22 protein-coding genes and 1 riboswitch are annotated in these 25255 nt (G+C 71.6%); of the genes, 13 read left to right on the top strand and 9 right to left on the bottom strand.

The window, feature by feature from the left end; all coding sequences use genetic code 11:
* Positions 1-18 precede the first annotated feature (18 nt).
* Both KAF39_RS08735 and KAF39_RS08730 read left to right on the top strand, forming a co-directional pair.
* Positions 19-1764, top strand: coding sequence for a thiamine pyrophosphate-binding protein (locus tag KAF39_RS08735; RefSeq protein WP_210676903.1), 1746 nt, complete (start codon positions 19-21; stop codon positions 1762-1764).
* A 26-nt stretch (positions 1765-1790) separates the two neighbouring features.
* Positions 1791-2639 (top strand): PhzF family phenazine biosynthesis protein, encoded by an 849-nt coding sequence (locus KAF39_RS08730; protein WP_210676902.1) that lies wholly within the window; start codon positions 1791-1793, stop codon positions 2637-2639.
* 605 nt (positions 2640-3244) lie between these two features.
* Here KAF39_RS08730 and KAF39_RS08725 read toward each other — a convergent pair.
* The 6 genes from KAF39_RS08725 to KAF39_RS08700 form a co-directional block, all read right to left on the bottom strand.
* The gene (locus KAF39_RS08725) at positions 3245-3625 is read right to left on the bottom strand and encodes a VOC family protein (RefSeq protein WP_210676901.1); all 381 of its coding nucleotides are present in this window, start codon (positions 3623-3625) and stop codon (positions 3245-3247) included.
* A 76-nt stretch (positions 3626-3701) separates the two neighbouring features.
* Positions 3702-4331 carry a response regulator transcription factor gene (locus KAF39_RS08720; RefSeq protein WP_307805152.1) on the bottom strand — a complete coding sequence of 210 codons (630 nt, stop codon included), beginning with the start codon at positions 4329-4331 and terminating at the stop codon, positions 3702-3704.
* Complete coding sequence (locus tag KAF39_RS08715; protein ID WP_246878265.1) at positions 4325-5455, bottom strand: sensor histidine kinase; 1131 nt, start codon at positions 5453-5455, stop codon at positions 4325-4327. The genes KAF39_RS08720 and KAF39_RS08715 overlap by 7 nt, the downstream gene beginning before the upstream one ends.
* Positions 5456-5484: 29 nt before the next feature.
* A complete protein-coding gene (locus KAF39_RS08710; protein ID WP_246878264.1) occupies positions 5485-6246 on the bottom strand; it encodes an ABC transporter permease in 762 nt (253 codons plus the stop codon).
* 1 nt (position 6247) lies between these two features.
* Complete coding sequence (locus KAF39_RS08705) at positions 6248-7210, bottom strand: ABC transporter ATP-binding protein (protein ID WP_210676900.1); 963 nt, start codon at positions 7208-7210, stop codon at positions 6248-6250.
* A gap of 80 nt (positions 7211-7290) precedes the next feature.
* On the bottom strand, positions 7291-9153 hold the full coding sequence (locus tag KAF39_RS08700) for an FAD-dependent monooxygenase (RefSeq protein ID WP_210676899.1): 1863 nt from the start codon (positions 9151-9153) through the stop codon (positions 7291-7293).
* 131 nt (positions 9154-9284) lie between these two features.
* Here KAF39_RS08700 and KAF39_RS08695 point away from each other — a divergent pair, with 131 nt between their 5' ends.
* The gene (locus KAF39_RS08695) at positions 9285-9992 is read left to right on the top strand and encodes an IclR family transcriptional regulator (protein WP_210676898.1); all 708 of its coding nucleotides are present in this window, start codon (positions 9285-9287) and stop codon (positions 9990-9992) included.
* A 57-nt stretch (positions 9993-10049) separates the two neighbouring features.
* Here KAF39_RS08695 and KAF39_RS08690 read toward each other — a convergent pair whose 3' ends face one another.
* The gene (locus KAF39_RS08690) at positions 10050-11429 is read right to left on the bottom strand and encodes an MFS transporter (RefSeq protein WP_210676897.1); all 1380 of its coding nucleotides are present in this window, start codon (positions 11427-11429) and stop codon (positions 10050-10052) included.
* 141 nt (positions 11430-11570) lie between these two features.
* Here KAF39_RS08690 and KAF39_RS08685 point away from each other — a divergent pair, with 141 nt between their 5' ends.
* From KAF39_RS08685 to KAF39_RS08650, 8 genes are all read left to right on the top strand, one after another.
* The gene (locus KAF39_RS08685; RefSeq protein ID WP_210676896.1) at positions 11571-13043 is read left to right on the top strand and encodes a fumarylacetoacetate hydrolase family protein; all 1473 of its coding nucleotides are present in this window, start codon (positions 11571-11573) and stop codon (positions 13041-13043) included.
* Positions 13040-13726 carry a GntR family transcriptional regulator gene (locus KAF39_RS08680; RefSeq protein WP_210676895.1) on the top strand — a complete coding sequence of 229 codons (687 nt, stop codon included), beginning with the start codon at positions 13040-13042 and terminating at the stop codon, positions 13724-13726. The genes KAF39_RS08685 and KAF39_RS08680 overlap by 4 nt, the downstream gene beginning before the upstream one ends.
* The gene (gene hpaE, locus KAF39_RS08675) at positions 13723-15222 is read left to right on the top strand and encodes a 5-carboxymethyl-2-hydroxymuconate semialdehyde dehydrogenase (protein ID WP_210676894.1); all 1500 of its coding nucleotides are present in this window, start codon (positions 13723-13725) and stop codon (positions 15220-15222) included. The genes KAF39_RS08680 and hpaE overlap by 4 nt, the downstream gene beginning before the upstream one ends.
* Before the next feature lie 30 nt (positions 15223-15252).
* Positions 15253-16419, top strand: coding sequence for a 3,4-dihydroxyphenylacetate 2,3-dioxygenase (hpaD, locus tag KAF39_RS08670; RefSeq protein WP_210676893.1), 1167 nt, complete (start codon positions 15253-15255; stop codon positions 16417-16419).
* A 9-nt stretch (positions 16420-16428) separates the two neighbouring features.
* Positions 16429-17214 carry a fumarylacetoacetate hydrolase family protein gene (locus tag KAF39_RS08665; protein WP_210676892.1) on the top strand — a complete coding sequence of 262 codons (786 nt, stop codon included), beginning with the start codon at positions 16429-16431 and terminating at the stop codon, positions 17212-17214.
* Positions 17199-18002 (top strand): HpcH/HpaI aldolase/citrate lyase family protein, encoded by an 804-nt coding sequence (locus KAF39_RS08660; protein WP_210676891.1) that lies wholly within the window; start codon positions 17199-17201, stop codon positions 18000-18002. Before KAF39_RS08665 ends, KAF39_RS08660 begins: the two co-directional genes overlap by 16 nt.
* A gap of 81 nt (positions 18003-18083) precedes the next feature.
* The gene (locus KAF39_RS08655) at positions 18084-19328 is read left to right on the top strand and encodes an MFS transporter (RefSeq protein ID WP_210676890.1); all 1245 of its coding nucleotides are present in this window, start codon (positions 18084-18086) and stop codon (positions 19326-19328) included.
* 22 nt (positions 19329-19350) lie between these two features.
* Positions 19351-20073 carry a DUF6882 domain-containing protein gene (locus KAF39_RS08650; protein ID WP_210676889.1) on the top strand — a complete coding sequence of 241 codons (723 nt, stop codon included), beginning with the start codon at positions 19351-19353 and terminating at the stop codon, positions 20071-20073.
* A gap of 78 nt (positions 20074-20151) precedes the next feature.
* Here the strand turns inward: KAF39_RS08650 and KAF39_RS08645 are convergent, their stop codons facing one another.
* A complete protein-coding gene (locus tag KAF39_RS08645) occupies positions 20152-21030 on the bottom strand; it encodes a bifunctional methylenetetrahydrofolate dehydrogenase/methenyltetrahydrofolate cyclohydrolase (RefSeq protein WP_210676888.1) in 879 nt (292 codons plus the stop codon).
* The gene (gene glyA / locus KAF39_RS08640; protein ID WP_210676887.1) at positions 21027-22301 is read right to left on the bottom strand and encodes a serine hydroxymethyltransferase; all 1275 of its coding nucleotides are present in this window, start codon (positions 22299-22301) and stop codon (positions 21027-21029) included. Before glyA ends, KAF39_RS08645 begins: the two co-directional genes overlap by 4 nt.
* Positions 22302-22339: 38 nt before the next feature.
* Positions 22340-22424: riboswitch (ZMP/ZTP riboswitch) on the bottom strand.
* Between the two features lie 117 nt (positions 22425-22541).
* On the opposite strand from glyA, the gene KAF39_RS08635 reads away from it, so the two are divergent.
* Both KAF39_RS08635 and nagA read left to right on the top strand, forming a co-directional pair.
* Positions 22542-24053, top strand: a complete 1512-nt coding sequence (locus tag KAF39_RS08635) for a family 20 glycosylhydrolase (RefSeq protein WP_210676886.1) — start codon at positions 22542-22544, stop codon at positions 24051-24053.
* Entirely contained in the window at positions 24050-25222 is a 1173-nt protein-coding gene (gene nagA, locus KAF39_RS08630) for an N-acetylglucosamine-6-phosphate deacetylase (RefSeq protein WP_210676885.1), read from the top strand. The genes KAF39_RS08635 and nagA overlap by 4 nt, the downstream gene beginning before the upstream one ends.
* The last annotated feature ends 33 nt before the right edge of the window (positions 25223-25255 follow it).

The following is a 25255-nucleotide window of genomic DNA, read 5'->3' as shown; positions in this document are numbered from 1 at the left end:
GTCTCGAAAGGCTCCTCCATGCCCTCCGTGTCCGCGCACGTCGCCCTCACCCTCGCCCAGCACGTCGACGCCGTCTTCGGCGTCATGGGCAACGGCAACGCTTACTTTCTCGATGCGCTCGAGACGCAGACCGACGCCACGTTCACCGCCGTCCGGCACGAGCAGGGCGCGGTCGTCGCGGCCGATGCGCACTTCCGCGCGTCCGGCCGCATCGCGGCCGGCACCTCCACCTACGGCGCCGGCTTCACGAACACCATCACCGCGCTCGCGGAGGCCGTGCAGGCGCACGTGCCGCTCGTGCTGGTCGTGGGCGATGAGCCCACGTCGGGTCCGCGCCCGTGGGACGTGGACCAGATCGCGCTCGCGTCGGCCGTCGGCGCGCGCACCTACACCGTCGGGCGGACGGACGCGGCCGCGACCACGGTCATCGCCGTCGAGCACGCCCTCACCTACCGGGTGCCCGTGGTGCTCGCGATCCCCTACGACGTCGCGGCGCTCGAGGCCGGCGAGTTGCCGTCGGCGCCGGCGCCGCGGCTTCCCGCGCCGCTCGCCCCGCGCGGGGCGTTCGCGGAGGGCATGCTGGACGAGATCGCCGCCGCGCTGCGCGGCGCCGAGCGTCCGTTCCTCCTCGCCGGTCGCGGCGCCTGGCTGGCCGGCGCCGGTGACGCGCTGGGAGCGTTGGCGGAGCGGACGGGGGCGCTGACCGCCTCGTCCGCTCTCGGCCGCGGCATCTTCCCGGACGCCCGGTACGACCTCGGCGTCACCGGCGGCTTCGGCGCCGACGGGGCGATGGATCTCGTGCGCACGGCCGATGTCGCCGTGGTGTTCGGGGCGAGCCTGAACCAGTTCACGATGCGGTTCGGCGATCTCTTCGCCCCGGGCACCCGGGTCTTCCAGATCGACACGGCCCCGGCCGCCACGCACGCCCATGTCGGCGGGTTCGTCCGTGCCGACGCCCGCCTCGCCGCCGAGGCCCTCGTCGCCCGCTTCTCCTCCCCATCCTCCCCCTCCTCCGGGCACGACTTCGGAGATGCCGCCGGACTCGCCGGGGCCACCCCCGCCTCCGGCGGCGTGTCCGACGCAGGCTCCGCAGTTGTGCCCGCCCGACCCTGGCGGGAGACGGTCGATGTCGCCGCGGCCCGCACGTACGAGGCCGGGGACGAGCTCGCCCCGGACGGCCGCCTCGACCCGCGTTCGGCTGCACGCCGGATCGCCGAGCTCCTCCCCGAGGACCGCGTCGTGGTCTCGGACGGCGGGCACTTCATCGGCTGGGCGAACATGTACTGGCCGGTCGCCGCGCCCGACCGGATGATGATGATCGGCACCGCCTTCCAGTCGATCGGACAGGGATGGCCGAGCGTCGTCGGCGCGGCCCTCGCCCGGCGTGACGCGACCATCGTGCTCACCTCCGGGGACGGCGGCGGGCTCATGGCGATCGCCGACCTCGAATCTGCCGTCCGGGCGGCGGGCGGACGCGGCATGGCCGTGATCTGGAACGACGCGGCGTACGGCGCCGAGGTCAACCTCTACGGACTGAAGGGCCTGGCCGAGGGGCCGATGCGCATCCCCGAGGTCGACTTCGCCGCGTTCGGGGCCGCGGTCGGCGCCGAGGGAGTGGTCGTGCGCACCCTCGACGACCTCGACCGGCTGGCCACATGGACCGCGGAGGACCCGGCGACCCGGCGCTTCCTCGTCCTCGACCTGCGGATCTCCGGCGACGTGATCGCCCCGTACCAGCAGGAGATCATCCGGGTGAACTCCTGACCCGCGGGGGCCGATAGGCTCCCGGCATGACGGATGCTCCCGAGGTCCTGCGCTACAGCGCCTTCGCCGCGACACCCGAGGGCGGCAACCCGGCGGGTGTCGTGCTCGCGGCGGACGGGCTGGACGACGCCGCCATGCAGCGGATCGCGGCGGAGGTCGGCTACTCGGAGACCGCGTTCGTGCAGGACGCCGCGGCGGACGGCTCCCGTTTCCGGGTGCGCTACTGGTCCCCGGCGGCGGAGGTGCCGTTCTGCGGGCATGCGACCGTCGCGACGGCCGTGGCGCTCGCCGAGCGGCAGGGTCCGGGGGCGGTCGTCTTCGAGACCGCGGCCGGGGCGGTGTCGATGGAGTCGTTCGCCGACGCCGACGGCCGCGTCACGGTGTCGTTCACGAGCGTCGAGCCGGAGGTCCGTGACCTCGACCCCGTCGTGCGGGACCGCCTCCTCGCGCTCCTGGGGATGGAGCCGGCCGACGTGGACCCGCGCTTCCCGGTGCGCGAGGCGTTCGCGGGCAACTGGCACCCGATCGTCTTCGTCGCCGACCGGGAACTCTTCCATCAGTTCCGTTTCTCCCCCGCTGACGTGGCGGCCCTCATGCGCACACAGGGCTGGCAGGGCACGGTGACGGTGCTGCACGCCGAGGATCCGGCCGAGATCGAGGCCCGCAACCTCTTCCCCGTGGGCCGCATCACCGAAGACCCGGCAACGGGGTCCGCGGCGGCGTCGGTCGGCGCCTACCTCCGCGCGCAGGGTTACCCGGGCGACACCGTCCGCATCCGTCAGGGCGCCCACGTGGGTCGCCCGAGCGAGCTCCGCGTCGCGATCCCGGCCTCCGGCGGCGTGGTCGTCTCGGGCGGAGCGACCCGCCTCCCCTGACCCCGCCGCGCCCCGCCTTCCCCCTCACCCCACCTCTGCCAGCCACACCTGCACGACCCCGTTCCGTCGGCACGACCACATCCCCTCCTCCGTCGTGCGCCCGTCCCCCGATCGTGCACCCGTCCCCCGGTCGTGCACCTGTCCCCGGTCGCGCACCCGCGACCTAGTCGAGGCCCGGCCTTCCGACACAGGTACACCTGCACGACCCAATTCCACCGGCACGACCACAACCCACTTACGGTCGTGCACCCGTCCCCCCGTCGTGCACCCATGACCTAGTCGAGACCCGGCCCTCCCACACACGTACACCTGCACGACCCAATTCCACCGGCACGACCACAACCCACTTACGGTCGTGCACCCGTCCCCCGGTCCTGCACCCGTCCCCCGGTCCTGCACCCGTCCCCCGGTCCTGCACCCGTCCCCCGGTCGCGCACCCGCGACCTAGTCGAGACCCGGCCTTCCGACACAGGTACACCTGCACGACCCGGTTCCACCGGCACGACCACAACCCACTTACGGTCGTGCACCCGTCACCGGGTCGTGCGTCCGTCACCCGACACGGATACCGACCCCGGACCCGGACCGGAGCCCGGGGGTCGCCGTCACCCCTGGGCGCTGTAGTCCGGGATCTCCTGCAGGGTCCAGGTGTTGCCGTCCGGATCGTCGAAGCGCACGAAACGGCCCCAGTCCTGCTCGTCCACGCCCTCCGCCTCCACGCCGAGACCCCGCAGGTGGGCCAGAGCCTCGTCGGCATCGGGGACGACCACCTGGATCGTGTTCTGCTGCCCCGGCTGCAGCCCCGTGTCGAGCCCGGTACCGAAGGCGATCGAGCACGCCGAACCCGGCGGAGTCATCTGCACGAAGCGCAGTCCCTCGTACGGCACGTGGTCGTGATCGGCGTGGAAGCCGATCTTCTCGTAGAAGTCCTTCGCCCGGTCGACATCACTGACCGGCACGAAGATGAGTTCGATCTTCCAGTCCATCGCACACTCCTCCTGTCGGGCGCCTTCGCCCGTCGGACCTCACGGTACGCGGGGCCGCCGACATTCTCCGGAGGCGTCAGAGCCAGCCCTTGTCGGACGCGATCCGCACCGCCTGCGCCCGGTTCACGGCGCCGGTCTTGCCGATCGCGGCGGAGAGGTGGTTGCGCACCGTGCCCGCGGACAGGAACACCTCGGCGGCGATCGCGGCGGCGGATCGACCGTCGGCGGCAAGACGCAGCACCTGCCGTTCCCGGTCGCTCAGCGGGTTCGCCCCCTCGAAGAGGCTCTCCTCGGCGAGCTTCGGGTCGACCACCCGCAAGCCGGCGTGCACCCGTCGCACGGCCGCGGCCAGCTGCTCGGCCGGGGTGTCCTTCACGACGAAGCCGCTCGCGCCGGCGTCGAGCGCCGCCCGCAGGTATCCCGGTCGCGCGAAGGTCGTCACCACGAGCACCCGCGTCGACGGGCTCACCGCCCGGATCCGCTTCGTCGCCTCGACACCGTCCATCCCCGGCATCTGGATGTCCATGAGACAGACGTCCGGGCGCAGCTCCTCCGCCAGGCGCAGGGCCTCCGCACCGTCGGCCGCCAGGCCCTGCACCTCGAGGTCAGGCTCAAGGTCGAGCAGGGCGGCGAGCGCACCGCGGACGAGCGCCTGATCGTCCGCGAGGAGCAACCGGATCACGTCCGGCCGGATGTCCGTCACCACGTGACCTCCACCCTCGTACCGGTCGGGGCACCGGGCCGCACCGCGAACCCCGCGCCGGCCGCGGCCGCCCGCTCCCGCATCCCGCGGATGCCGGTGCCCTCGCCGTCGCCGAACGCGCGCGCCGGGCCCACGCCGTCATCCTCCACCGTGAGCATGCCCGGGGCGATCCGCACGCGCACAGCGGCGGCGCCGGAGTGGCGGAGTGCGTTGGTCGTCGCCTCGCGAAGGATCCAGCTCGCCGTGATCGCCTGCGCCGGCGACAGGGCGTCCGGACTCCCGTCGACGACGAGCGCGATGTCGGCCGCGCGCAGCGAGTCCTCGGTCGCCGCGAGCTGCTCGACGAGGGTCGTCGCCCGCGCGCCGGACACGGTCTGCCGCACGCCCGCGATGGCCTCCGCGGTGAGGCGTTCGATGTCGGCGAGCTCGGCCTTGGCGCGCTCCGGGTCGGAGTCCATCAGCCGTCGCACGAGCTGCGCCTTCAGCCCGACCACCGTGAGGGAGTGTCCGACGAGGTCGTGCACGTCGCGCGCCACCGCCTCCCGTCCCTCGCTGGTCGCCAACTCCCGACCGAGTCGCTCCGCTTCCGCCGAGCGCATGATGAGCCAGGTGGACACCGTGTTCACGACGCCGAGGAGCGCGACGATCGCGAGGACGGAGAGGTAGTCCCGGTTGTCGGGGATGAGGAAGACGCAGGCGGCACCCACCACCAGCGCGGCGACCGTCGTGATCCAGTGCCAGGCACGGGTCAACCCGTACGACGCGAACGACATGATGAACGGCAGGAAGCTCAGTGCCGATCCGCCCACGGCGGGGATCGTGACCAGGGCGCACGCGATGAGGGCGGCGAACGTGATCCACTGTCGGCGGGAGGGGCGGCGACCGAGTCCGCCGCCCCCGCGCATCCCGTGCACGAACCCCGTGACGTAGAGGACGATGAACCCGATGAGCGCCGCCCACCCGGTGACGATCCACGCCGATGCCGCCGGAGAGTCGAGCAGGGCGAGGACCGGGTAGACGAGGAAGACGAGCCAGACCACGGCCATCAGCCAGCCGAATCGCGCCCACGGGTCCCTGCCCGTGCCGGAGCGGTCCTCAGCCCCGTGCGCCGCCTGCATCGTCGTCATCCGTCCAACCTACTGTCGCCCCGGGGCGCTCATCGGCGGGTCCGGGCGCGCTTCACGCCCATCGCGACGAGCGCCGCGAACACGGCCAGCCAGACCGCCACGTTGAGGAACAGCATCCACAGCTCGTCCGTCTGTCCCGTGGTGAGCACCCCGTCGGTGAGCGGCCAGCGGCTCAGGGCCACGAAACCGTAGAGAGGGGTGAAGCGGGCGATGTCGAGCATGACGCCGTCGAGCGGCATGAACACGTTGCCGAAGAAGGCGAAGAAGGTCATCGAGATCGAGGCGAGGGCCGCGGCGGAGTCGGAGCTGAAGAACAACCCGACCCCGAGTCCGTAGAGGCCGAACATGAGGCCGATCCCGAGGATGAGCGCGGCGCTCGCGACCCACCGCCAGGCACCGTCCGCCTCCGCCCCCGTGAACAGCCCGGCGACGAAGACGGCGGCGAGCGCGAGAGCCGCGAACGACACCGCCGTGAGCAGCTTCGTCGCGGCGTAGCCAGCGGTCGTCAGCGGGGTCATCGCGAGCTGGCGCCCCCACCCCTGCTTCGCTTCGGTGGCGGCGAGCGAGGTGAGTGAGCTCATCGCGACCGCGGTGCCGTAGGCGGCCATCGAGACCATGACGTAGAACGAGACGTTGCCGTTGCCGGCGGAGAGCGTGCCGTAGCCCATGCCCGCGCCGAAGAGCAGGTACATGGCCACGGGCATGGCGAGGGTGAAGGCGAGCGTGTAGGGGTTGCGCAGCTGACGCAGTCCCTCGATGCGCAGCATGGTCGGCGAGAGGGTCAGGGTCATGTCAGTCCTCCGTGAGGGCGGTGAAGGCGGTCTCGAGCGTGGGGGCGGCGATCTCAAGATCGTGCGCGCCCGCATCGAGGAGGAGACGGGCGGCCGCGTCGGAGTCGGTGGCCCGCAGGCTGAGTCGGTCGCCGTCGAGCCGCACGCCGGTCACCCCGGGAACGGCGGCCAGGGCGGCCCGCAGCGACTCGGAGGACGCGGGGACGGTGGCCGAGACCGTGCGCTCCCCCAGGCTCGCGCGGAGCAGGGCGGTGGGGGCGTCAGCCACGATCGTGCCGCGGTGCATGACCACGGTGCGGCGGGCGAACTGCTCGGCCTCCTCGAGGTAGTGCGTGGCGAAGACGATGGTGCGCCCCGCGTCGGCGTCCGCACGCATCACATCCCAGAAGTGTCGGCGGGCGGTCACGTCCATGCCCGCGGTCGGCTCGTCGAGCACGAGGATGTCGGGATCGGAGACCATCGCGAGGGCGAACTTGACGCGCTGCTGCTCGCCGCCGGAGCACTTCGCCACCCGGCGGCGGGCGAGCCCGGCGAGGTCGGCGCGCGCCATCACCTCGGGGACGCGCGCGACGGCCGCGGCGCCGTGGAGCGAGGCGATCAGCCGCACGGTCTCGCCGACGGTGAGGTCGCCGAGCAGACCGCCCGTCTGCAGCACGGCCCCGATGGCGCCGCGTGCCGTGGCCCGGTCGGGGGTCGCCCCGAGGACGCGCACGTGACCGCTGCTCGGCGCGGTGAGGCCGAGCAGCATGTCCAGCGTGGTGGTCTTGCCCGCCCCATTGGGACCGAGCAGGGCGACGACCTCGCCCCGGTGGACGGTGAGGTCGACCCCGTCGACGGCCACCACCCGACGCTCGCCGGCGCCGAAGTGCTTGCGGACGCCGGTCAGTTCGAGGGCCACGGGCGCGGTGTCGGGGGTGGGCGACGCCGCCCGGGGCAGCGCCTCCTGCACGGATGTGTCGTTCATGCCTCCAGCCTCGCGCGGGAGCGCGTGCGGGGCCGGAGGGCGGTGTCATCCGCTCGGCATGACACGTGTCATGCCGAGGGTCAGCGTGCCGGGAGCAGCGCCCCGTCGAGGAAGCCCGCGAGCTCGTCCACCGCGTTCAGAGGCAGGACGGCCGCGACGTACTGATCGGGCCGCACGACGACCACGACCCCGTCGCGGGACAGCTCACGCGCCTCGAAGATGTCGGTGCCGCACCACTTGCTCGGGCCGGCCGCGTACACCTTCTCCCAGTCCGTGAGTCCGAGCGGGCCGGTCTTCGGCTGGAACAGCGCGGGCGTCGTCGTGACCTCGACCTCCTCGAACGGCTGCTGGTACACGGCCTTCACGTCGAACACGGCGTCGGCGTCGGCATCCGCCGGGGTGAACCGGGCGAACACGGGCGCCGCCTCCTCCGCCCACGCGGCGAGGGCCTCCCCGGTCCGGTCGCCGAACGCGTAGACCCGCCACCGGCCGTCGGCCTTCGCGTGGTGTCCGAGGTGGACGACGTTGCCGTCCCCGACCCGCACGACCTCCGCCGACTTGAAGCGCTTGCCCAGCGGGTACCCGACCGCGAGCACCTGGTGCGCGTCCGTGCCGGTGATCATGGAGGTCGTGTACTGGGTCATGAACCCGGACGGGAACTCGGCCGTCGCGAGGTAGTACGTGGCCAGCTCGTTCGGGTCGGAGATCTCCTCGGGCTTGCGCGCCATGAGGCTGGACCACTCGCGGTCGAAGTCGATGAGCTGCTGGGCGACGGGACGACGCTCGGCGCCGTAGGTGGCGAGCAGCGCCTCCGGGGCGCGGCCGGTCAGCACGGAACCGAGCTTCCAGCCGAGGTTGAACCCGTCCTGCATCGACACGTTCATGCCCTGGCCGGCCTTGGCGCTGTGCGTGTGGCAGGCGTCGCCGGTGAGGAAGACCCGCGGACTGCGGTCGGCGCCGGGGTCCACGTCGTCGAAGCCGTCGGTCACCCGGTGGCCGACCTCGTACACGCTGTGCCAGGCGACCTGCTTCACGTCGAGCGTGTAGGGGTGGAGGATCGCGTTGGCGCGGCGGATGATCTCCTCGATCGGCGTCTGCCGCACGCGGTGATCGTCGTCCGCGGCGACCTCGCCGAGATCGATGTACATGCGGCTGAGGTAGCCGCCCTCCCGCGGGATGTGCAGGATGTTGCCAGCCTTCGAGTTGATCGCGCACTTGGTGCGCCAGTCCGGGAAGTCGGTGTTGACGAGCACGTCCATGACGCCCCAGGCGTGTGCGGCGCTCACGCCCACGTGCGTCCGTCCGATCGCCTGACGCACGCCGCTCCGGGCGCCGTCGCAGCCCACGACGTACTTCGCCCGGACGACGCGTTCGTCGGCCTCGCCGACATGGCGGACGCGCACCTCGACCGGGTAGTCGCCCTCCTCGTGCACGGTGAGCCCGAGGAACTCGACGCCGTAGTCGGGCACGATCCGTCCGGGGCCGTCGGCCGCCGCCTCGGCGAAGTAGTCGAGCACGCGGGCCTGGTTGACGATCAGGTGCGGGAACTCGCAGATGTCGTAGGCGTAGTCGGCGGTGCGGGTGGTGCGCACGATCTGATCGGGGTGCTCGGGGTCGGGGCCCCAGAAGTTCATCCAGCCGATGTTGTAGGCCTCGGCGATGATGCGCTCGGCGAAGCCGAAGGCCTGGAAGGTCTCCACGCTGCGGGGCTGGATGCCATCGGCCTGCCCGAGGACGAGGCGGCCCTCGCGCTTCTCGATGATGCGCGTCGTGATGTCGGGGTACTGCGACATCTGCGCCGCGAGCAGCATGCCTGCGGGGCCCGAGCCGACGATGAGCACGTCGACCTCGTCGGGCAGGGCGGCGGGGCGATCGATCCCGGTCCCGGCGGCGTCTTTCACGCGCGGGTCTCCGGACACATAGCCGTGGTGGTGGAACTGCATCGTCGTCGATTCCTTCCGGACGTCTTCGTCGGGTCTTGCGTCCAGGAACGCCGTGTTCTATATTCGAACACAGTGTTCTACTATTGAACACAGCCTAAACCGGCGCCCCGAGCAGCGCAAGGAGCCGAGCCATGACCGGACGTTCCGCGACCCCCGCCTCGCAGACCCTCAGCCGCGGCATCCGCATCCTCGAGGTGCTCGCCGACGCGCGCGGCGCGCTGACCATCGACGACATCGCCGGACGCCTCGATGTGCATCGGTCCATCGCCTACCGCCTCCTCCGCACCCTGGAGGATCACGGGCTCGTGACCCGTGATGCGAGCGGTGCCGTGAGCCTCGGCGCCCGTATGGCCGCCCTCGCCGCCGGCGTCGCCCACGACCTCCAGGCCGAGGCCCTGCCGGAGCTGACCGCCATCGCCAACGAGCTCGGCATGACCTGCTTCCTCGCCGTCCTCGACGGCGGCGAGTGCATCACGCTCGCCAGCGTCGAACCACGGCACGCGGTCGCCAGTGTCGCGCAGCGCCCGGGCGCCCGGCACCCGGTGACGGTGGGCGCCCCGGGGAAGGCGATCCTCGCGCAGCTCGAGACCACCGACCTCCCGGACGACGTCTCCCCCGCCCTGCGCGCCGACGTCGGCACCGCCGCCGCACGCGGGTACGCGACCAGCCACGACGAGGTCATCCCCACGGTGCAGTCGGTCGCGGTGCCCCTGCCCCTGCGCGGCCAGCGCCCCGCCGCGATCGCGGTCGTGCACGTCGCGACCGACCTCGACGACGAGGAGATCGCCGCACGCCTCCGGCGCTCCGCCGCCCTCATCCGCGAAGCCCTCGACGGCTGAGCCGGAACGCCCGAGAGCGCACGCCCCTCGGGGACGTGCGCTCTCGGGGTGGGGAGGTCAGACCTTCGCGAGCCCGCGGATCGGGCTGACGGACTGCTCCTCCTCATGGTCCGGACCGAGCGGGATGCCCGAGCGGTCGCGCAGCAGGAGCGTCGCGACGAGACCCAGCAGCGTCATTCCCGCGAGGTACCAGGTGACCGCCTCGGTGGAACCGGTCTGATCGACGATGAACGTCGCGATCGTGGGAGCGAACGCCCCACCGGCGATCGCGCCGATCGCGTACGAGATGGAGACGCCGGAGAACCGGATGCTCGCGGGGAACAGCTCGGTGTACAGCGCCGCCTGCGGCCCGTAGGTGAAGCCCAGGCCGATCGTGAGGATCGCGAGACCCGCGAACAGCAGCCCCACGTCGCCGGTGTTGACGAGCGGGAACAGCGTGAACACGCCGACGAGCTGGAGCACCCAGCCGATGAGGTAGGTCGTACGACGGCCGATGCGGTCGGACACCCAGCCGGCCAGCAGCGTGGTCAGCAGCCAGGTCACGGCCGATCCGGCGACCGCCCACAGCACCGGTCCGCGCTCGAGGCCGATGGGGCCGTCGGGGTTCGTGGCGTAGCCCTGGATGTAGCCGCCGGTGGTCATGTAGCCCACGGCGTTGTTCCCGGCGAAGACGAGGGCCGCGATGATGACGAGCAGCAGGTGCTTGCGGAAGAGCTGCACGATCGGCATCTTCGCCTTCTCCTTGCGCTCGGCGAGCTCGGCGAACACCGGGCTCTCCTCCACGCGACGGCGGACGTAGTAGCCGACGAGGATCAGCACGACGCTCAGCAGGAACGGCACGCGCCAGCCCCACGCGAGGAACTGGTCGCCCGGAGCGATCGCGGTCATCAGCGCCATGACGCCCGACGCGAGCAGCAGGCCGAGCGGCACGCCGATCTGCGGGGAGGCACCGAAGATGCCGCGCTTCTTGCGCGGGGCGTGCTCGACGGCCATCAGCACCGCGCCGCCCCACTCGCCGCCGGCCGAGATGCCCTGCACGATGCGCAGCAGCACGAGGAGGACCGGCGCCATGACGCCGATGGTCTCGTAGGTGGGGAGCAGGCCGATCAGGGCGGTCGCGGCACCCATGAGGATCAGCGTCCACATCAGCACGGCCTTGCGGCCCAGCTTGTCGCCGTAGTGTCCGGCGAGGAACGCGCCGAGGGGACGGAAGAGGAAGCTCACACCGACCGTGGCGAAGCCGACGAGAGCGCTGTTGGCGCCGAGCGGCGCGAAGAAGAGCTGCCCGAAGACGAGCCCGACCGCCGTGGCGTAGATGAAGAAGTCGTACCACTCGACGGTGGTCCCGACGACGGTGGCGAACACGACACGACGCCGGTCGGCCGCTGTCGCGATGGTTCCGGTGGGCGTGAACCCACCCTGTGACTGCCCGCTCATGGGGTGTCTCCTTTGTGCTTGTGACCGCGTTGTCACGGCGCGCACGGACGAATCCGATCTGCTTGCCGAGGGGTGAGACGATGATATATGATTTCGAATACGACGCACAACGCGTCCTGACGAGCGCGAGGAGGCGCATCCGTGACGGACACCATCGCCCGCCCGGGGAAGATCATCGCGATCCACCTGAGCTACGCCTCGCGGGCCGACCAGCGTGGTCGACGCCCCGCCCACCCCTCCTACTTCTTCAAGCCGGCCAGTTCGGTCGGGTTCTCCGGCGGCACGGTCGAGCGCCCCGCTGGCACCGAGCTGCTCGCTTTCGAGGGCGAGATCGCGCTGATCATCGGCACCCCGGCCCGCCGCGTCTCCCTCGCCGACGCCTGGGACCACGTGCAGTGGGTGACCGCCTCGAACGACCTCGGCCTCTACGATCTGCGCGCGAACGACAAGGGCTCCAACGTCCGCTCCAAGGGCGGCGACGGGTACACCCCGCTCGGTCCGGACCTGATCGACGCCCGCACGGTCGACCCGGCCGCCCTCCGCGTGCGCGCCTGGGTGAACGGCGAGCTGCGCCAGGACGACACCACCGCGGGCCTCATCTTCCCGCTCGCCCAGCTCGTCGCCGACCTCTCCCAGCACTTCACGCTGGAGACCGGAGACGTGATCCTCACCGGCACCCCCGCGGGCTCGTCGGTCATCGTCCCCGGCGACGTGGTCGAGGTCGAGGTCGACGCCCCGGACGCCCCCGGCGCCCCCACCTCCGGCCGCCTGGTCACGACGGTCACGCAGGGCGACGTCCCCTTCGACGGCGACCTGGGCTCGCTCCCCGCCGCCGACGACCTCCAGCGCACCGAGGCCTGGGGCTCTCGCGAACTCGCCGGCCTTCCTGCCGAGGACACAGCGCCCACGCTCACCCCCGAGCTCCGCGCCCAGCTCCTGGAGGCCCCCACCGCGGGCCTCTCGGCACAGCTGCGCAAGCGCGGACACCACTCCTGCTTCATCGACGGCGTCTCCGCGAACCTCCCGGACACGAAGATCGTCGGCACCGCGAAGACCCTCCGTTTCGTGCCGTTCCGGGAAGACCTGTTCCGCAGTCACGGCGGCGGGTACAACGCCCAGAAGCGCGCGTTCGACGCGGTCGCCGAGGGCGAGATCATCGTCATCGAGGCCCGCGGCGACGCGACCACCGGCACGCTCGGCGACATCCTCGCCCTGCGCGCGCAGACCCGCGGCGCGGCGGGCGTGGTCACCGACGGCGGTGTCCGCGACTTCCAGGCCGTCGCCGAGATCGGCCTCCCCGTGTTCTCGCAGGGGCCGCACCCGTCGGTGCTCGGCCGCAAGCACGTGCCGTGGGACGTCGATGTGACGATCTCCTGCGGCGGCGCCACGGTGCAGCCGGGCGACATCATCGTCGGCGACAGCGACGGCGTGATCGTCATCCCGCCGGCTCTCGCCGCCGAGGTCGCCGCCGACGCCGTCGCCCAGGAGATCGAGGACGCCTGGATCGCCGAGCAGGTCGCCGCCGGGCATCCGGTCGACGGTCTCTTCCCGATGAACGCCGAGTGGCGTGCCCGCTACGAGGAGGCCACCGGCACCGGAGCGGAGCCGCAGTGAGCGCGGTCGAGGGCGGGAGCAAGTCGGAGCAGGCGTACGCCTGGATCCGCGCACGCATCTCCGCGCACACCTACGGGCCGGGTTACCGCCTGGTCCTCGGGCCGATCGCGGAGGAGCTCGGCATGAGCGTCGTCCCCGTTCGCGAGGCGATCCGCCGCCTGGAGGCCGAGGGCCTCGTGACCTTCGAGCGCAACGTCGGCGCGCGTGTCACCCTCGTGGACGAGGACGAGTACGCCCACACCATGCAGACGCTCGGACTGGTCGAGGGCGCCGCGACCGCGCTGTCCGCTCCCCTCCTCGACGCCGACGCGCTCGCGCAGGCCGCGGAGGTCAACGACCGCATGAGCCGCCTGCTCGACCACTTCGACCCGCACACGTTCACCGAGCTCAACCGGCAGTTCCACTCCGTGTTGTTCGAGCCCTGCCCGAACCCGCACCTGCTGGACCTCGTGCACCGCGGCTGGGCCCGGCTGTCCGGCATCCGCGACACGACGTTCGCCTACGTGCCCGGCCGCGCCCATCACTCGGTCGACGAGCACGCCCGAATCCTCGAGCTGATCCGCGACGGTGCCGAGCCGCTGGAGATCGAGCTCGCCGCCCGCAACCACCGGTGGCGCACGAGGGATGCGTTCCTCGACGCCCTGCACACCCGTTCCGTCCCCGCCGAAGGAGAAGCATCATGACCGACTCCCGCATCCCCGCCGACCTGCCCGACCACATCCAGCACTACATCGACGGCGCCTTCGTCGACTCCCTCGACGGCGACACGTTCGACGTGCTCGACCCGGTGACGAACCACACCTACACGACGGCCGCCGCCGGCAAGAAGGCCGACATCGACCGGGCGGTCGCCGCCGCCACGCGCGCCTTCACCGAGGGCCCCTGGCCGCGCATGCTCCCCCGCGAGCGCTCGCGGGTACTGCACCGGATCGCCGACATCGTCGAGTCGCGCGACGCCCGGCTCGCGGAGCTGGAGTCGTACGACTCCGGTCTGCCGATCACGCAGGCCCTCGGTCAGGCCCGCCGCGCCGCCGAGAACTTCCGCTTCTTCGCCGACCTGATCGTCGCGCAGGCCGATGACGCCTTCAAGGTGCCCGGCAAGCAGATGAACTACGTCAACCGCAAGCCGATCGGCGTCGCGGGGCTCATCACGCCGTGGAACACGCCGTTCATGCTGGAGTCGTGGAAGCTCGGGCCCGCGCTCGCGACGGGGAACACGGTCGTCCTCAAGCCGGCCGAGTTCACCCCGCTGTCGGCCTCGCTGTGGGCGGGCATCTTCGAGGAGGCGGGGCTGCCGCAGGGCGTCTTCAACCTCGTCAACGGCCTCGGCGAGGACGCCGGCGACGCGCTCGTGAAGCACCCCGACGTGCCGCTCATCTCCTTCACCGGTGAGAGCCGCACGGGGCAGATCATCTTCGGCAACGCCGCGCCGTACCTCAAGGGCCTGTCGATGGAGCTCGGCGGCAAATCGCCCGCCGTGGTCTTCGCGGACGCCGACCTGGAGGCCGCCGTCGACGCCACCATCTTCGGCGTCTTCTCCCTCAACGGCGAGCGCTGCACCGCCGGCTCCCGCATCCTCGTGGAGCGCTCGATCTACGAGGAGTTCGTGGAGCGCTATGCCGCGCAGGCGCAGCGCGTCAAGGTCGGCTACCCGCACGACCCCGAGACCGAGGTCGGCGCACTCGTCCACCCCGAGCACTACGACAAGGTGATGTCCTACGTCGAGATCGGCAAGGCCGAGGGCCGCCTGGTCGCCGGCGGCGGCCGCCCCGAGGGTTTCGAGAAGGGGAACTTCGTCGCCCCGACGGTGTTCGCCGACGTCGCCCCTGACGCCCGCATCTTCCAGGAGGAGATCTTCGGCCCGGTCGTCGCCATCACCCCGTTCGACTCCGACGAGGAGGCGCTGGCACTCGCGAACAACACCAAGTACGGCCTCGCGGCCTACATCTGGACGAACGACCTCAAGCGCGCCCACACGTTCGCGCAGTCCGTCGAAGCCGGAATGGTGTGGCTGAACAGCAACAACGTCCGCGACCTGCGCACGCCGTTCGGCGGCGTGAAGGCATCGGGCCTGGGCCACGAGGGCGGCTACCGCTCCATCGACTTCTACACCGACCAGCAGAGCGTGCACATCACGCTCGCCTCGACCCCGCACAACCCCACGTTCGGCAAGAACTGACGCCCACCGGACACGAGCAAGGACGCTGACATGACCGACAAGACCGCCAAGACCCTCACCTCCTCGGGCTACTACGTGAGCCAGGAGGCGCCGATCCAGACCGACAACCCCGTCGCGACGCCGAAGAGCACCCCGCCCGACATCCTGCGCTGCGCGTACATGGAGCTCGTCGTGACCGATCTGGCCGCCTCGCGGCAGTTCTACGTCGACATCCTGGGCCTGTACGTGACCGAGGAGGACGACGAGGCGATCTACCTGCGCTCGACCGAGGAGTTCATCCACCACAACCTGGTGCTGCGCAAGGGCCCGGTCGCCGCGGTCGCCGCGTTCTCGTACCGGGTGCGCGCGGCGGAGGACCTCGACCGCGCCGTCGAGTTCTACACGGAGCTCGGCTGCGACGTCCGTCGTCAGGAGAACGGCTTCGTGAAGGGCATCGGCGACTCCGTGCGTGTCGTCGACCCGCTCGGCTTCCCGTACGAGTTCTTCTACGCCACCGAGCACGTGGAGCGCCTGTCCTGGCGGTACGACCTGCACACCCCCGGCGAGCTCGTGCGCCTCGACCACTTCAACCAGGTCACCCCCGACGTGCCGCGTGCGGTGCGCCACTACCAGGACCTCGGTTTCCGCGTGACGGAGGACATCCAGGACGACGAGGGCACCGTGTACGCCGCCTGGATGCGCCGCAAGCCCACCGTGCACGACACCGCGGCGACGGGCGGCGACGGCCCCCGCATGCACCACGTCGCCTTCGCGACGCACGAGAAGCACAACATCCTCGCGATCTGCGACAAGCTCGGGGCGCTCCGCCGCTCCGACGCCATCGAACGCGGCCCCGGCCGGCACGGCGTCTCCAACGCGTTCTACCTCTACCTGCGCGACCCGGACGGCCACCGCGTCGAGATCTACACGCAGGACTACTACACGGGCGACCCGGACAACCCGGTCGTCACGTGGGACGTGCACGACAACCAGCGCCGTGACTGGTGGGGCACCCCGGTGGTGCCCTCCTGGTACACCGACGCCTCGCTCGTGCTCGACCTCGACGGCAACCCGCAGCCGGTGATCGCCCGCACGGACTCCAGCGAGATGGCCGTGACGATCGGCGCCGACGGCTTCTCCTACACCCGCGCGGACGAGGGCGAGACCTCGATGCCCGAGTACAAGCAGGGCGAGTACAAGCTCGGCCACCAGCTCTAGGAGACGCTCATGCTGCCAGAGGAGACGATCGCGCAGATCGCCGCGGAACTCGCCGAGGCCGACCGCACGCACGGGGTGATCCCGCGCATCACCGCGCGGTACCCCGAGGCGACCGTGGAGGACTCGTACGCCATCCAGGGCGTGTGGCGGGATTCGCAGGTCGCGGCCGGCCGCCGGCTCGTGGGCCGGAAGATCGGCCTGACCTCGAAGGCCATGCAGCAGGCGACGGGGATCACCGAGCCCGACTACGGCGTCATGTTCGACGACACCGTGTACGAGTCCGGCGCGGAGATCCCCACGGATCACTTCTCCAACGTCCGCATCGAGGTCGAGCTCGCGTTCGTGCTCAAGGAACCGCTGGAGGGCCCCGACTGCACCCTGGAGGACGCCCTCGCCGTCATCGACTACGCCGTGCCGGCCCTCGAGGTGCTGAACTCGCACATCGAGCTCGAGGGTCGCACGATCGTCGACACCATCAGCGACAACGCCGCCTACGGGGCGATGGTGCTCGGCACGGTGCGCAAGCGCCCGGACGAGATCGACCTGCGGTGGGTGCCCGGGGTGCTGTCCCGCAACGGAGAGATCGAGGAGACCGGCGTCGCCGCCGGGGTGCTCGGCCACCCCGCCACCGGGGTCGCGTGGCTCGCGAACAAGTTCCACCAGCACGGCGCGCGTCTGGAGGCGGGCGAGATCATCCTGGCAGGATCGTTCACACGCCCGATGTGGGTGTCGCGCGGCGACGAGGTGCTGTGCGACTACGGACCGATGGGGACCATCACATGCCGCTTCGTCTAGATCCGTCCTTCCGCGCGCAGCTCGCCGCGTCCGACCGGCCGTTCGTCGGCATGTGGGTCTGCTCCGGCAGCCCGCTGCTCGCCGAGGTCGCCGCGGGCTCCGGACTCGACTGGCTGCTCATCGACATGGAGCACTCGGCGAACACGCTCGAGTCCGTGCTGACCCAGCTCCAGGCGGTCGCGGCCTATCCGGTCGCCCCTCTCGTCCGGGTGCCGTTCAACGACGCGGTCGCGATCAAGCAGGTGCTCGACCTCGGCGCGCAGAACCTCATCGTGCCGATGGTGTCGTCCGCCGACGAGGCCAGGGCCGCCGTGGCCGCGACCCGGTATCCCCCCGAGGGCGTCCGCGGAGTCGGCAGCGCCCTCGCCCGCAGCGCCCGCTGGAACCGCGTCGACCGCTACCTGCCGGACTCCGCGCAGCACGTGTCGCTGACGGTGCAGATCGAGACGGTCGCGGGGGTGGAGGCTGCGGCCGACATCGCCGCGGTCGACGGGGTGGACGCGGTGTTCGTTGGCCCCTCCGACCTGTCCGCGTCGATGGGCCTGCTCGGTCAGCAGACGCATACGGACGTGGTCGCCGCCGTGGAGTCGGTGTTCGCGGCGGTCCGGGCTGCCGGGAAGCCGGTGGGCGTGAACGCCTTCGACCCGTCCGCCGCCGACGCGTACCTCGCGGCGGGGGCCGACTTCGTGGCCGTCGGCGCCGACGTCGCTCTCCTCGCCCGGGCGTCCGAGGCCCTCGCCGCCCGCTTCCTCCCCCGCTCCGACGCCTACGACCGGCCCAGTTACTGACTTCGGGTCGCGCACCTGGCTCCATCCACCGCCGGTCTGCGGCCATTTGCGTGATTCGGAACGGCCGGGAAGGATGAGCCGGTGCACAGACTGGCGGCGATGCAGGACCGCAACTTCCGGTGGTTCTTCCTCGCGCGTGCCCTGACGCTCGTCACGGGCTCGATGTCGGCCATCGCGCTGGCGTTCGCGGTGCTGGAGATCGACAACGACGCGCGGTCGCTCTCGATCGTGCTGGCGGCCTTCACGATCAGCAATATCGTGTTCGTCCTGTTCGGCGGCGTCGTCGCCGACCGGCTCCCCCGCGCCCTCATCATCCAGTCCTGCTACGTCGTGGACATCCTGTCGGTCGGGGCGATGGCCGCCCTGCTGTTCACCGGCACGGCCACGGTCCCGCTCCTCGCCGTGCTGTCCGCGATCAACGGCGCCTCGTCCGCGTTCGTGCTCCCGGCGATGCAGGGCATCATCCCGCAGCTGACCACCCCCGCGCACCTCCAGCAGGCGAACGCGATGCTGTCGTTCGTCCGCTCGGCCGTCACGATCGGCGGCCCGGTCATCGCCGGGGTGCTGGTGGCGACCGCGGGACCCGCCTGGGCCATGGTCGTGCAGGCGGCGGGCTGGCTGCTCGCGATCCCGGTCCTCGCGCTCGTGAAGCTCCCACCGCCCGCGGGGACCGGCGGGGCCACGATGTTCCACGACCTCCGGGTGGGCTGGCACGAGTTCTGGAGCCGCTCCTGGCTGTGGACCATCGTGCTGGCCTTCATGGTCATGAACGCGATCCACGTGGGCGCCTGGGGCGTGGTCGGACCGTACATCGCGAAGAACGACGATCGGCTCGGCATCTCCGGCTGGGGGTGGGTCGTGAGCGCGGAGGGGGCAGGGGTCCTGGTGATGACCCTCCTGCTGATGTGGGTGCCGCTCCGCCGGCCGCTGCGCTACGGGATGATCGGGATGGCGGTGTTCGCGCTGCCACTCACGCTCCTCGGTGTGCATCCGGCCGTGGTCCTGCTGGCGATGGCCGCGTTCGTCGCCGGAGCCGGGGCCGAGGTCTTCGCGACCGGCTGGAACCTCGCCATGATGGAGAACGTCCCCGGCGAGAAGCTCTCCCGGGTTGCGAGCTACGACATGCTCGGCAGCTTCGTGGTGATGCCCATCGGGACGCTCGTGTACGGCTGGCTCGTCACGCACGCGGATCCGGCCACCGTGCTCACCACCTCCGCGGTCCTCTATGCCACGATCGCTCTGGTCACACTGCTCGTGCCCGCGGTATGGCGGATGGGGCGCCCCGCGGCCGCCGTCGTGGAGCACGCGGAAGTGGCGGATTCATAGCAATTCCGGGGAGACTGTGGTCATGACCTTCCCCCCGCTGCAGCCCCTCGCCGACCGTGCCGCTCTCTTCACCGCGCTCCGCCAGGACGCCCTCTCCGCGGCCGCCGATGCGCTCGGCGAGCACCGCTGGGACGCGGACCTCGCGGCGGGAACCCTGACCTTCACCGCGAACGCCGACCCGACCCGGCAGCTCGTGACCCGCGCGCATCTCATCGCGACGATCGCGCCGGGTCCGCGCTCGCTGCTCTGGGCGTGGGCGCACCCCCAGGGCGACCCGCAGGGCGTCGCCGCGCAGCTCCGCGCGTACGGCGAGCAGCACGGCATCGCCGAGCTCACCGCCCCCGAGGTCCCCTTCCCCGCGGATGCGGCCGGCGATGCGGACTGGATCGCCCGCGCGGCGCACACGATCGGCGGCGTGGCGGTCGAGCTCACCGGCCGCTCCCCGTACTACTCGGCCCCCGTCGACGGCGGCACCCGCGCGGTGTTCCTGCTCGACGCGCCGCTCGCGCCGCTCACGGTGGCGGATGCGGTGGCCGCCCTCCCCCGCATCCTCGCGCAGACGCCGCTCCCCGACGCCCGCACGGCCGTCTGGGACCTCGCCCGCCTCGCCGGCTGGACCCTCACCTGGACGGATGCCTCGTTCTCGGGCGCCACGGTGACGGATGCCTCCGGCACGGCCACGGTCCGCTTCGACGAGCAGGCCCGCATCAGCGGTGTCGAGAGCTCGCTGCACGGTCACGCCTGAGTCCGCAGAGACGCACGAACGCCGCAGGGATCCGGGGATCCCTGCGGCGTTCGTGTGAATCGCGGTGTGGCGCGGAGGTCAGACCGTCCGCTCGGCCGCCTCGACGACGTTGGTCATGAGCAGGGCGACGGTCATCGGCCCCACCCCTCCCGGGTTCGGCGACAGGTACCCGGCGACGTCGGCGACCTCGGGAGCGACGTCGCCGAAGACGACGTTCTTCCCGGTCTCGGGGTCGGTCTCCCGGGTCACGCCGACGTCCAGCACAGCGGCCCCCGGCTTGACGTCCTCGGCGCGGATGAGGTGCTTCACACCGGCCGCCGCGACGATCACGTCGGCCTCGCGGAGATACTGCGGCATGTCGACCGTGCCGGTGTGGGTCAGCGTGACCGTGGCGTTGAGGTCGCGACGGGTCAGCAGCAGCCCGATCGAGCGGCCGATCGTGACGCCGCGCCCGACGACCACGACGTGCTTGCCCGTGAGGTCGTAGTCGTTGCGCAGCAGCAACTCGATGACACCGCGCGGGGTGCACGGCAGCGGCGTGTGGATCGGCGCGTTGACGTTGAGGACGAGGCGCCCGAGGTTGGTCGGGTGCAGGCCGTCCGCGTCCTTCGCCGGGTCGATCCGCTCCAGGATCGCATCGGTGTCGAGGTGCTTCGGCAGCGGCAGCTGCACGATGTACCCGTGGCAGGCGGGATCGGCGTTGAGCTCGTCGATCAGCGCTTCGACGTCGGCCTGGGTGGCGTCGGCCGGCAGCTCGCGCTGGATCGAGTTCATCCCGATCGCCTCCGACTGCCGATGCTTCATGCCCACGTAGAGCTGCGAGGCGGGGTCGGCCCCCACCAGCACCGTGGCGATGCCGGGGGTGACGCCCTGTTCCTTCAGCGCGGCGACACGCTCGGTCAGCTCGGCGCGGATCTCGGCCGCCGCCGCCTTGCCGTCGAGGACGACCGCGGTCACTGCTGCAGGTCCGGGTAGAGCGGGAAGGCCGCGGCGAGCGCGTCCACGCGGGCGCGGAGAGCCTCGATGTCGGCACCCGGGAGCAGCGCGAGGGCGATGATGTCGGCCACCTCGGTGAACTCGGCGTCGCCGAAGCCGCGCGTCGCGAGGGCCGGCGTGCCGATGCGGAGGCCGGAGGTCACCATCGGCGGACGCGGGTCGTTCGGGACGGCGTTGCGGTTCACGGTGATGTGGATGTCGTGCAGGAGGTCCTCGGCCTGCTTGCCGTCGATCTCGGCGTCGCGGAGGTCGACGAGCACGAGGTGCACGTCGGTGCCGCCGGAGCGCACGGCGATGCCGGCGTCCTTCACGTCCTGCTGGGAGAGGCGCTCGGCGATGATCTTCGCACCGCGCAGCACGCGCTCCTGGCGCTCGGTGAACTCCGGCGTGGCGGCGAGCTTGAAGGCGGTCGCCTTGGCCGCGATCACGTGCATGAGCGGACCGCCCTGCTGGCCCGGGAAGACCGCGGTGTTGATCTTCTTGGCGAGCTCGGCGTCGTTGGTGAGGATGAAGCCCGAGCGCGGGCCGCCGATCGTCTTGTGCACGGTCGAGGAGACGACGTGCGCGTGGGGCACCGGGTTCGGGTGCAGTCCGGCGGCGACGAGGCCGGCGAAGTGCGCCATGTCGACCCAGAGGAGTGCGCCGACCTCGTCGGCGATGGCCCGGAAGGCCGCGAAGTCCATCGTGCGGGGGTACGCCGACCACCCGGCGATGATGACCTTCGGCTTGTGCTCGAGCGCGAGGCGACGCACCTCGTCCATGTCGATGGTGGAGGTCTCCGGGTCGACCCCGTAGGCGACGATGTCGTAGAGACGACCGGAGAAGTTGATCTTCATGCCGTGCGTGAGGTGGCCGCCCTGGTCGAGCGAGAGGCCGAGGAGCGTGTCGCCGGGGCGCGCGATGGCGTGCAGGACCGCGGCGTTCGCCGACGCACCGGAGTGCGGCTGGACGTTGGCGAACTCGGCGCCGAACAGGCTCTTCGCGCGCGAGATGGCGAGTTCCTCCGCGACGTCGACCTCTTCGCAGCCCCCGTAGTAGCGGCGGCCGGGGTAGCCCTCGGCGTACTTGTTGGTGAGCACCGAGCCCTGCGACTGCAGGACCGAGACGGGGACGAAGTTCTCCGAGGCGATCATCTCGAGGAAGGTCTGCTGACGCTGCAGCTCGCGATCGAGGACCTCGGCGATCTCCGGGTCGACCTCGGACAGCGGGGCGTTGAAGTAACGGTCGGTCATGACGTGCTCCTTGTGACGACGGATTCGAACAGGGTGTTCCTATCGGCCCAGGCGCGCGGTCGAATTCCGTGGTCAGTCGCTCCCCGGTGGTTGTCCACCCAGACGCCAGTCGCGACGGTTATGAGCATAGCCGATACGCGGCATCGTGCACGCGGCCCCGTCGAAGCCGGGGCCCCCGTCCGCAGAATCGTTTCGATCCCGCTGTTCCCTTGCCGCGCTGCGGCCGATAGGTTTTTGTTCATGGTCCTACCTCTCGATCTCCCGCTCGTGCCAGCGCCCGTGTCCGCCGTCGCTCGGGGAGGGCGGATGCCGGTCGATGCGACGACGCGCGTGCTCGGGTCCTCCCCGGCCGCCGAGCAGCTGATCGACGCGGTCGAGCGCCGCACCGGGCTCCGGCTCTCCGCCGTCGCGTCCGGTCCCGCCGAGATCGAGCTGATCCTCGACCCGGCCTCCTCGGCCCCGGAAGGCTACACGCTGGAGATCGGCGACCGCGCCGTCCTCGTCGGCGCGGACGAGGCGGGGCTGTTCTACGGCGTCCAGACCCTGCGGCAGCTGCTGCGCGAGGACGACGCGGGCTGGGGACTGCTCCGGGCCGACATCGCGGACTCCCCGCGCTTCCCCCGCCGCGGCGTGATGCTCGATGTGGCGCGCCACTTCTTCGGCGTCGACGACGTGAAGTCCTTCATCGACAGCACCAGCGCCCTGAAGTTCAATCATCTGCACCTGCACCTCACCGACGATCAGGGCTGGCGCGTGCACATCGATTCCTGGCCCCTGCTCACCGAGCGGGCGGCGACGACCGCGGCGGACGGTGCGCCCGGCGGCTTCTACACCAAGGACGACTACCGCGAGATCGTGGCCTACGCAGCCTCGCGCCACATGATCGTGATCCCGGAGGTCGACCTCCCCGGCCACACGCACGCGATCGGCGTCGCCTACCCGGAGCTGGTCGAGGCACCGGTGCTGAACGATGCGCTGGTCGCGCAGTCGGAGGAACTCGGTCAGCCGCTGCCCGTGGCCGGCGAGCCCTACCTGGGCTGGGGAGTCGGGCACTCCAGCGTCCGCATCCACGAGGAGGAGACCTATCGCTTCGTCCGCGATGTCGTGCGCGAGCTCGCGGAGATGACCCCGGGGCCGTACATCCACATCGGCGGGGACGAGTCCCTGGGCACGACCCAGGCCGACTTCGACCTCTTCGCGGAGCGCGCGACCGCGATCGTCGTCGAGGAGGGCAAGATCCCGGTGGCCTGGCACGAGATGGGTGCGGCGGCGGACATCGCCACCGGCACCGTCGGTCAGTACTGGGGCATGACGACCCCGACCGGGACCCATGCGGAGGAGGCCGCGCACTTCGTCGAGCGCGGCGGCGCCCTCATCATGTCTGCGGCGGATGCGACGTATCTCGACATGAAGTACACCGCGGACTACCCGCTGGGCCTCACTTGGGCGGCGATCATCGATGTCCGTCGCGCGTACGAGTGGGAGCCGACCGCCGTCCTCGACGTGCCGGACGAGGCGATCCTCGGCATCGAGGCCCCGTTGTGGTCCGAGACCACCCGCACGCTCGACGAGGTGGAGCGGCTCGTGTTCCCCCGCGCGGCGGCACAGGCGGAGGTCGCCTGGTCTCCGCGCCACGGCGCCGGACGCACGTGGGAGTCCTTCCGCCCCCGGCTCGGCGCGCTGGCGCCGCTGTGGAAGGCTGAGGGGGTCGATTTCCACCCCGCCCCCGAGATCCCCTGGAGCGCCCGTTGAAGACCCTCTCCTCCGCGACCGGTTCGCTCGTCATCCACTCCGCCCGCGTCGTCGATCGGGGCGGGATCGTCGAGGACGGCTGGGTGCGCATCGAGGACGGCCTGATCGTCGCGCGCGGCACCGGCGCGGGCTGGGAGTCGGCGTCCGAGGTCGTGGACGCCCGGGACGCGGCCGGCGACGGCGCGCTGCTCACCCCGGGGTTCGTGGACATCCACGGCCACGGCGGAGCGGGTGCCGCCTACGACGACGGTGTGGACGCCATCCGGACGGGACGGGATCTGCACCGCGCGCACGGCACGACCAGGGCGGTCATCTCCCTCGTCACGGGCACGATCGACGACCTCGCGCGCAGCGTCGCCACGATCGCCGCGCTGACCCGGACCGATGCCGACGTGCTCGGCTCGCACCTGGAGGGCCCGTTCCTCGACCCCGGCCACCACGGCGCGCACGAGCCCTCGCTCCTGCGGCACCCGGTCGCGGCCGATGTCGCGCGACTGCTGGAGGCCGGTGAGGGCACCGTGCGCCAGGTCACCATCGCCCCGGAGCTCCCCGGCGGGCTGGACGCCGTCCGGCAGATCGTCGCCGCGGGCGCGGCGGCGGCGGTCGGGCACACCGACGCCGACGCCGCCATGGCCGTCGCGGCGTTCGAGGCGGGGGCGACCCTGCTCACCCACGCCTTCAACGCGATGCCGGGCATCCATCACCGCGCTCCCGGTCCCGTCCTCGCCGCGGCCGCTGACCACCGGGTGATCCTGGAGGCCATCGCCGACGACGTGCACCTCGACCCGCGCATCGTGAAGCTCGTGTTCGACGCTGCCCCGGGGCGCGTGGCGCTCATCACCGACGCGATGGCCGCCGCCGGCAGCGCGGACGGCCACTACGACCTCGGCGCGGTGAAGGTCACGGTCCAGGACGGTGTGGCGCGGGCGGATGACACGGGGTCGATCGCGGGCTCCACGCTCACCCAGGACGTCGCGCTGCGGCGTGCTGTCGCGGCGGGCGTCCCCCTTCCGGACGCGGTCCGCGCCCTCACCGAGACCCCGGCGCACGCGATCGGACGGGACGCGCACCTGGGCGCCCTGCGATCGGGCATGGTCGGCGATGCGGTGCTCCTGGACGCAGAGCTGCGCGTCGCGCGAGTGTGGACGGGTCCGGCGCTGCCCGCCTAGGAGTGTGCAGCGCTTCGCGCGACGCGCAGCGTT

The sequence above is a fragment of the Microbacterium sp. BLY genome, from assembly GCF_017939615.1.
In the GTDB taxonomy this organism is placed as follows: domain Bacteria; phylum Actinomycetota; class Actinomycetes; order Actinomycetales; family Microbacteriaceae; genus Microbacterium.
This window is presented reverse-complemented; position numbering and strand designations above follow the sequence as displayed.

What these genes read in the sequence shown, in the direction of transcription:
- KAF39_RS08735 (WP_210676903.1), top strand. Translation starts at nt 19, where the DNA reads ATGCCCTCCGTGTCCGCGCACGTCGCCCTCACCCTCGCCCAGCACGTC.
- KAF39_RS08730 (WP_210676902.1), top strand. Translation starts at nt 1,791, where the DNA reads ATGACGGATGCTCCCGAGGTCCTGCGCTACAGCGCCTTCGCCGCGACA.
- KAF39_RS08725 (WP_210676901.1), bottom strand. Translation starts at nt 3,625, where the DNA reads ATGGACTGGAAGATCGAACTCATCTTCGTGCCGGTCAGTGATGTCGAC.
- KAF39_RS08715 (WP_246878265.1), bottom strand. Translation starts at nt 5,455, where the DNA reads ATGACGACGATGCAGGCGGCGCACGGGGCTGAGGACCGCTCCGGCACG.
- KAF39_RS08710 (WP_246878264.1), bottom strand. Translation starts at nt 6,246, where the DNA reads ATGACCCTGACCCTCTCGCCGACCATGCTGCGCATCGAGGGACTGCGT.
- KAF39_RS08705 (WP_210676900.1), bottom strand. Translation starts at nt 7,210, where the DNA reads ATGAACGACACATCCGTGCAGGAGGCGCTGCCCCGGGCGGCGTCGCCC.
- KAF39_RS08700 (WP_210676899.1), bottom strand. Translation starts at nt 9,153, where the DNA reads ATGCAGTTCCACCACCACGGCTATGTGTCCGGAGACCCGCGCGTGAAA.
- KAF39_RS08695 (WP_210676898.1), top strand. Translation starts at nt 9,285, where the DNA reads ATGACCGGACGTTCCGCGACCCCCGCCTCGCAGACCCTCAGCCGCGGC.
- KAF39_RS08690 (WP_210676897.1), bottom strand. Translation starts at nt 11,429, where the DNA reads ATGAGCGGGCAGTCACAGGGTGGGTTCACGCCCACCGGAACCATCGCG.
- hpaE (WP_210676894.1), top strand. Translation starts at nt 13,723, where the DNA reads ATGACCGACTCCCGCATCCCCGCCGACCTGCCCGACCACATCCAGCAC.
- hpaD (WP_210676893.1), top strand. Translation starts at nt 15,253, where the DNA reads ATGACCGACAAGACCGCCAAGACCCTCACCTCCTCGGGCTACTACGTG.
- KAF39_RS08665 (WP_210676892.1), top strand. Translation starts at nt 16,429, where the DNA reads ATGCTGCCAGAGGAGACGATCGCGCAGATCGCCGCGGAACTCGCCGAG.
- KAF39_RS08660 (WP_210676891.1), top strand. Translation starts at nt 17,199, where the DNA reads ATGCCGCTTCGTCTAGATCCGTCCTTCCGCGCGCAGCTCGCCGCGTCC.
- KAF39_RS08650 (WP_210676889.1), top strand. Translation starts at nt 19,351, where the DNA reads ATGACCTTCCCCCCGCTGCAGCCCCTCGCCGACCGTGCCGCTCTCTTC.
- glyA (WP_210676887.1), bottom strand. Translation starts at nt 22,301, where the DNA reads ATGACCGACCGTTACTTCAACGCCCCGCTGTCCGAGGTCGACCCGGAG.
- KAF39_RS08635 (WP_210676886.1), top strand. Translation starts at nt 22,542, where the DNA reads ATGGTCCTACCTCTCGATCTCCCGCTCGTGCCAGCGCCCGTGTCCGCC.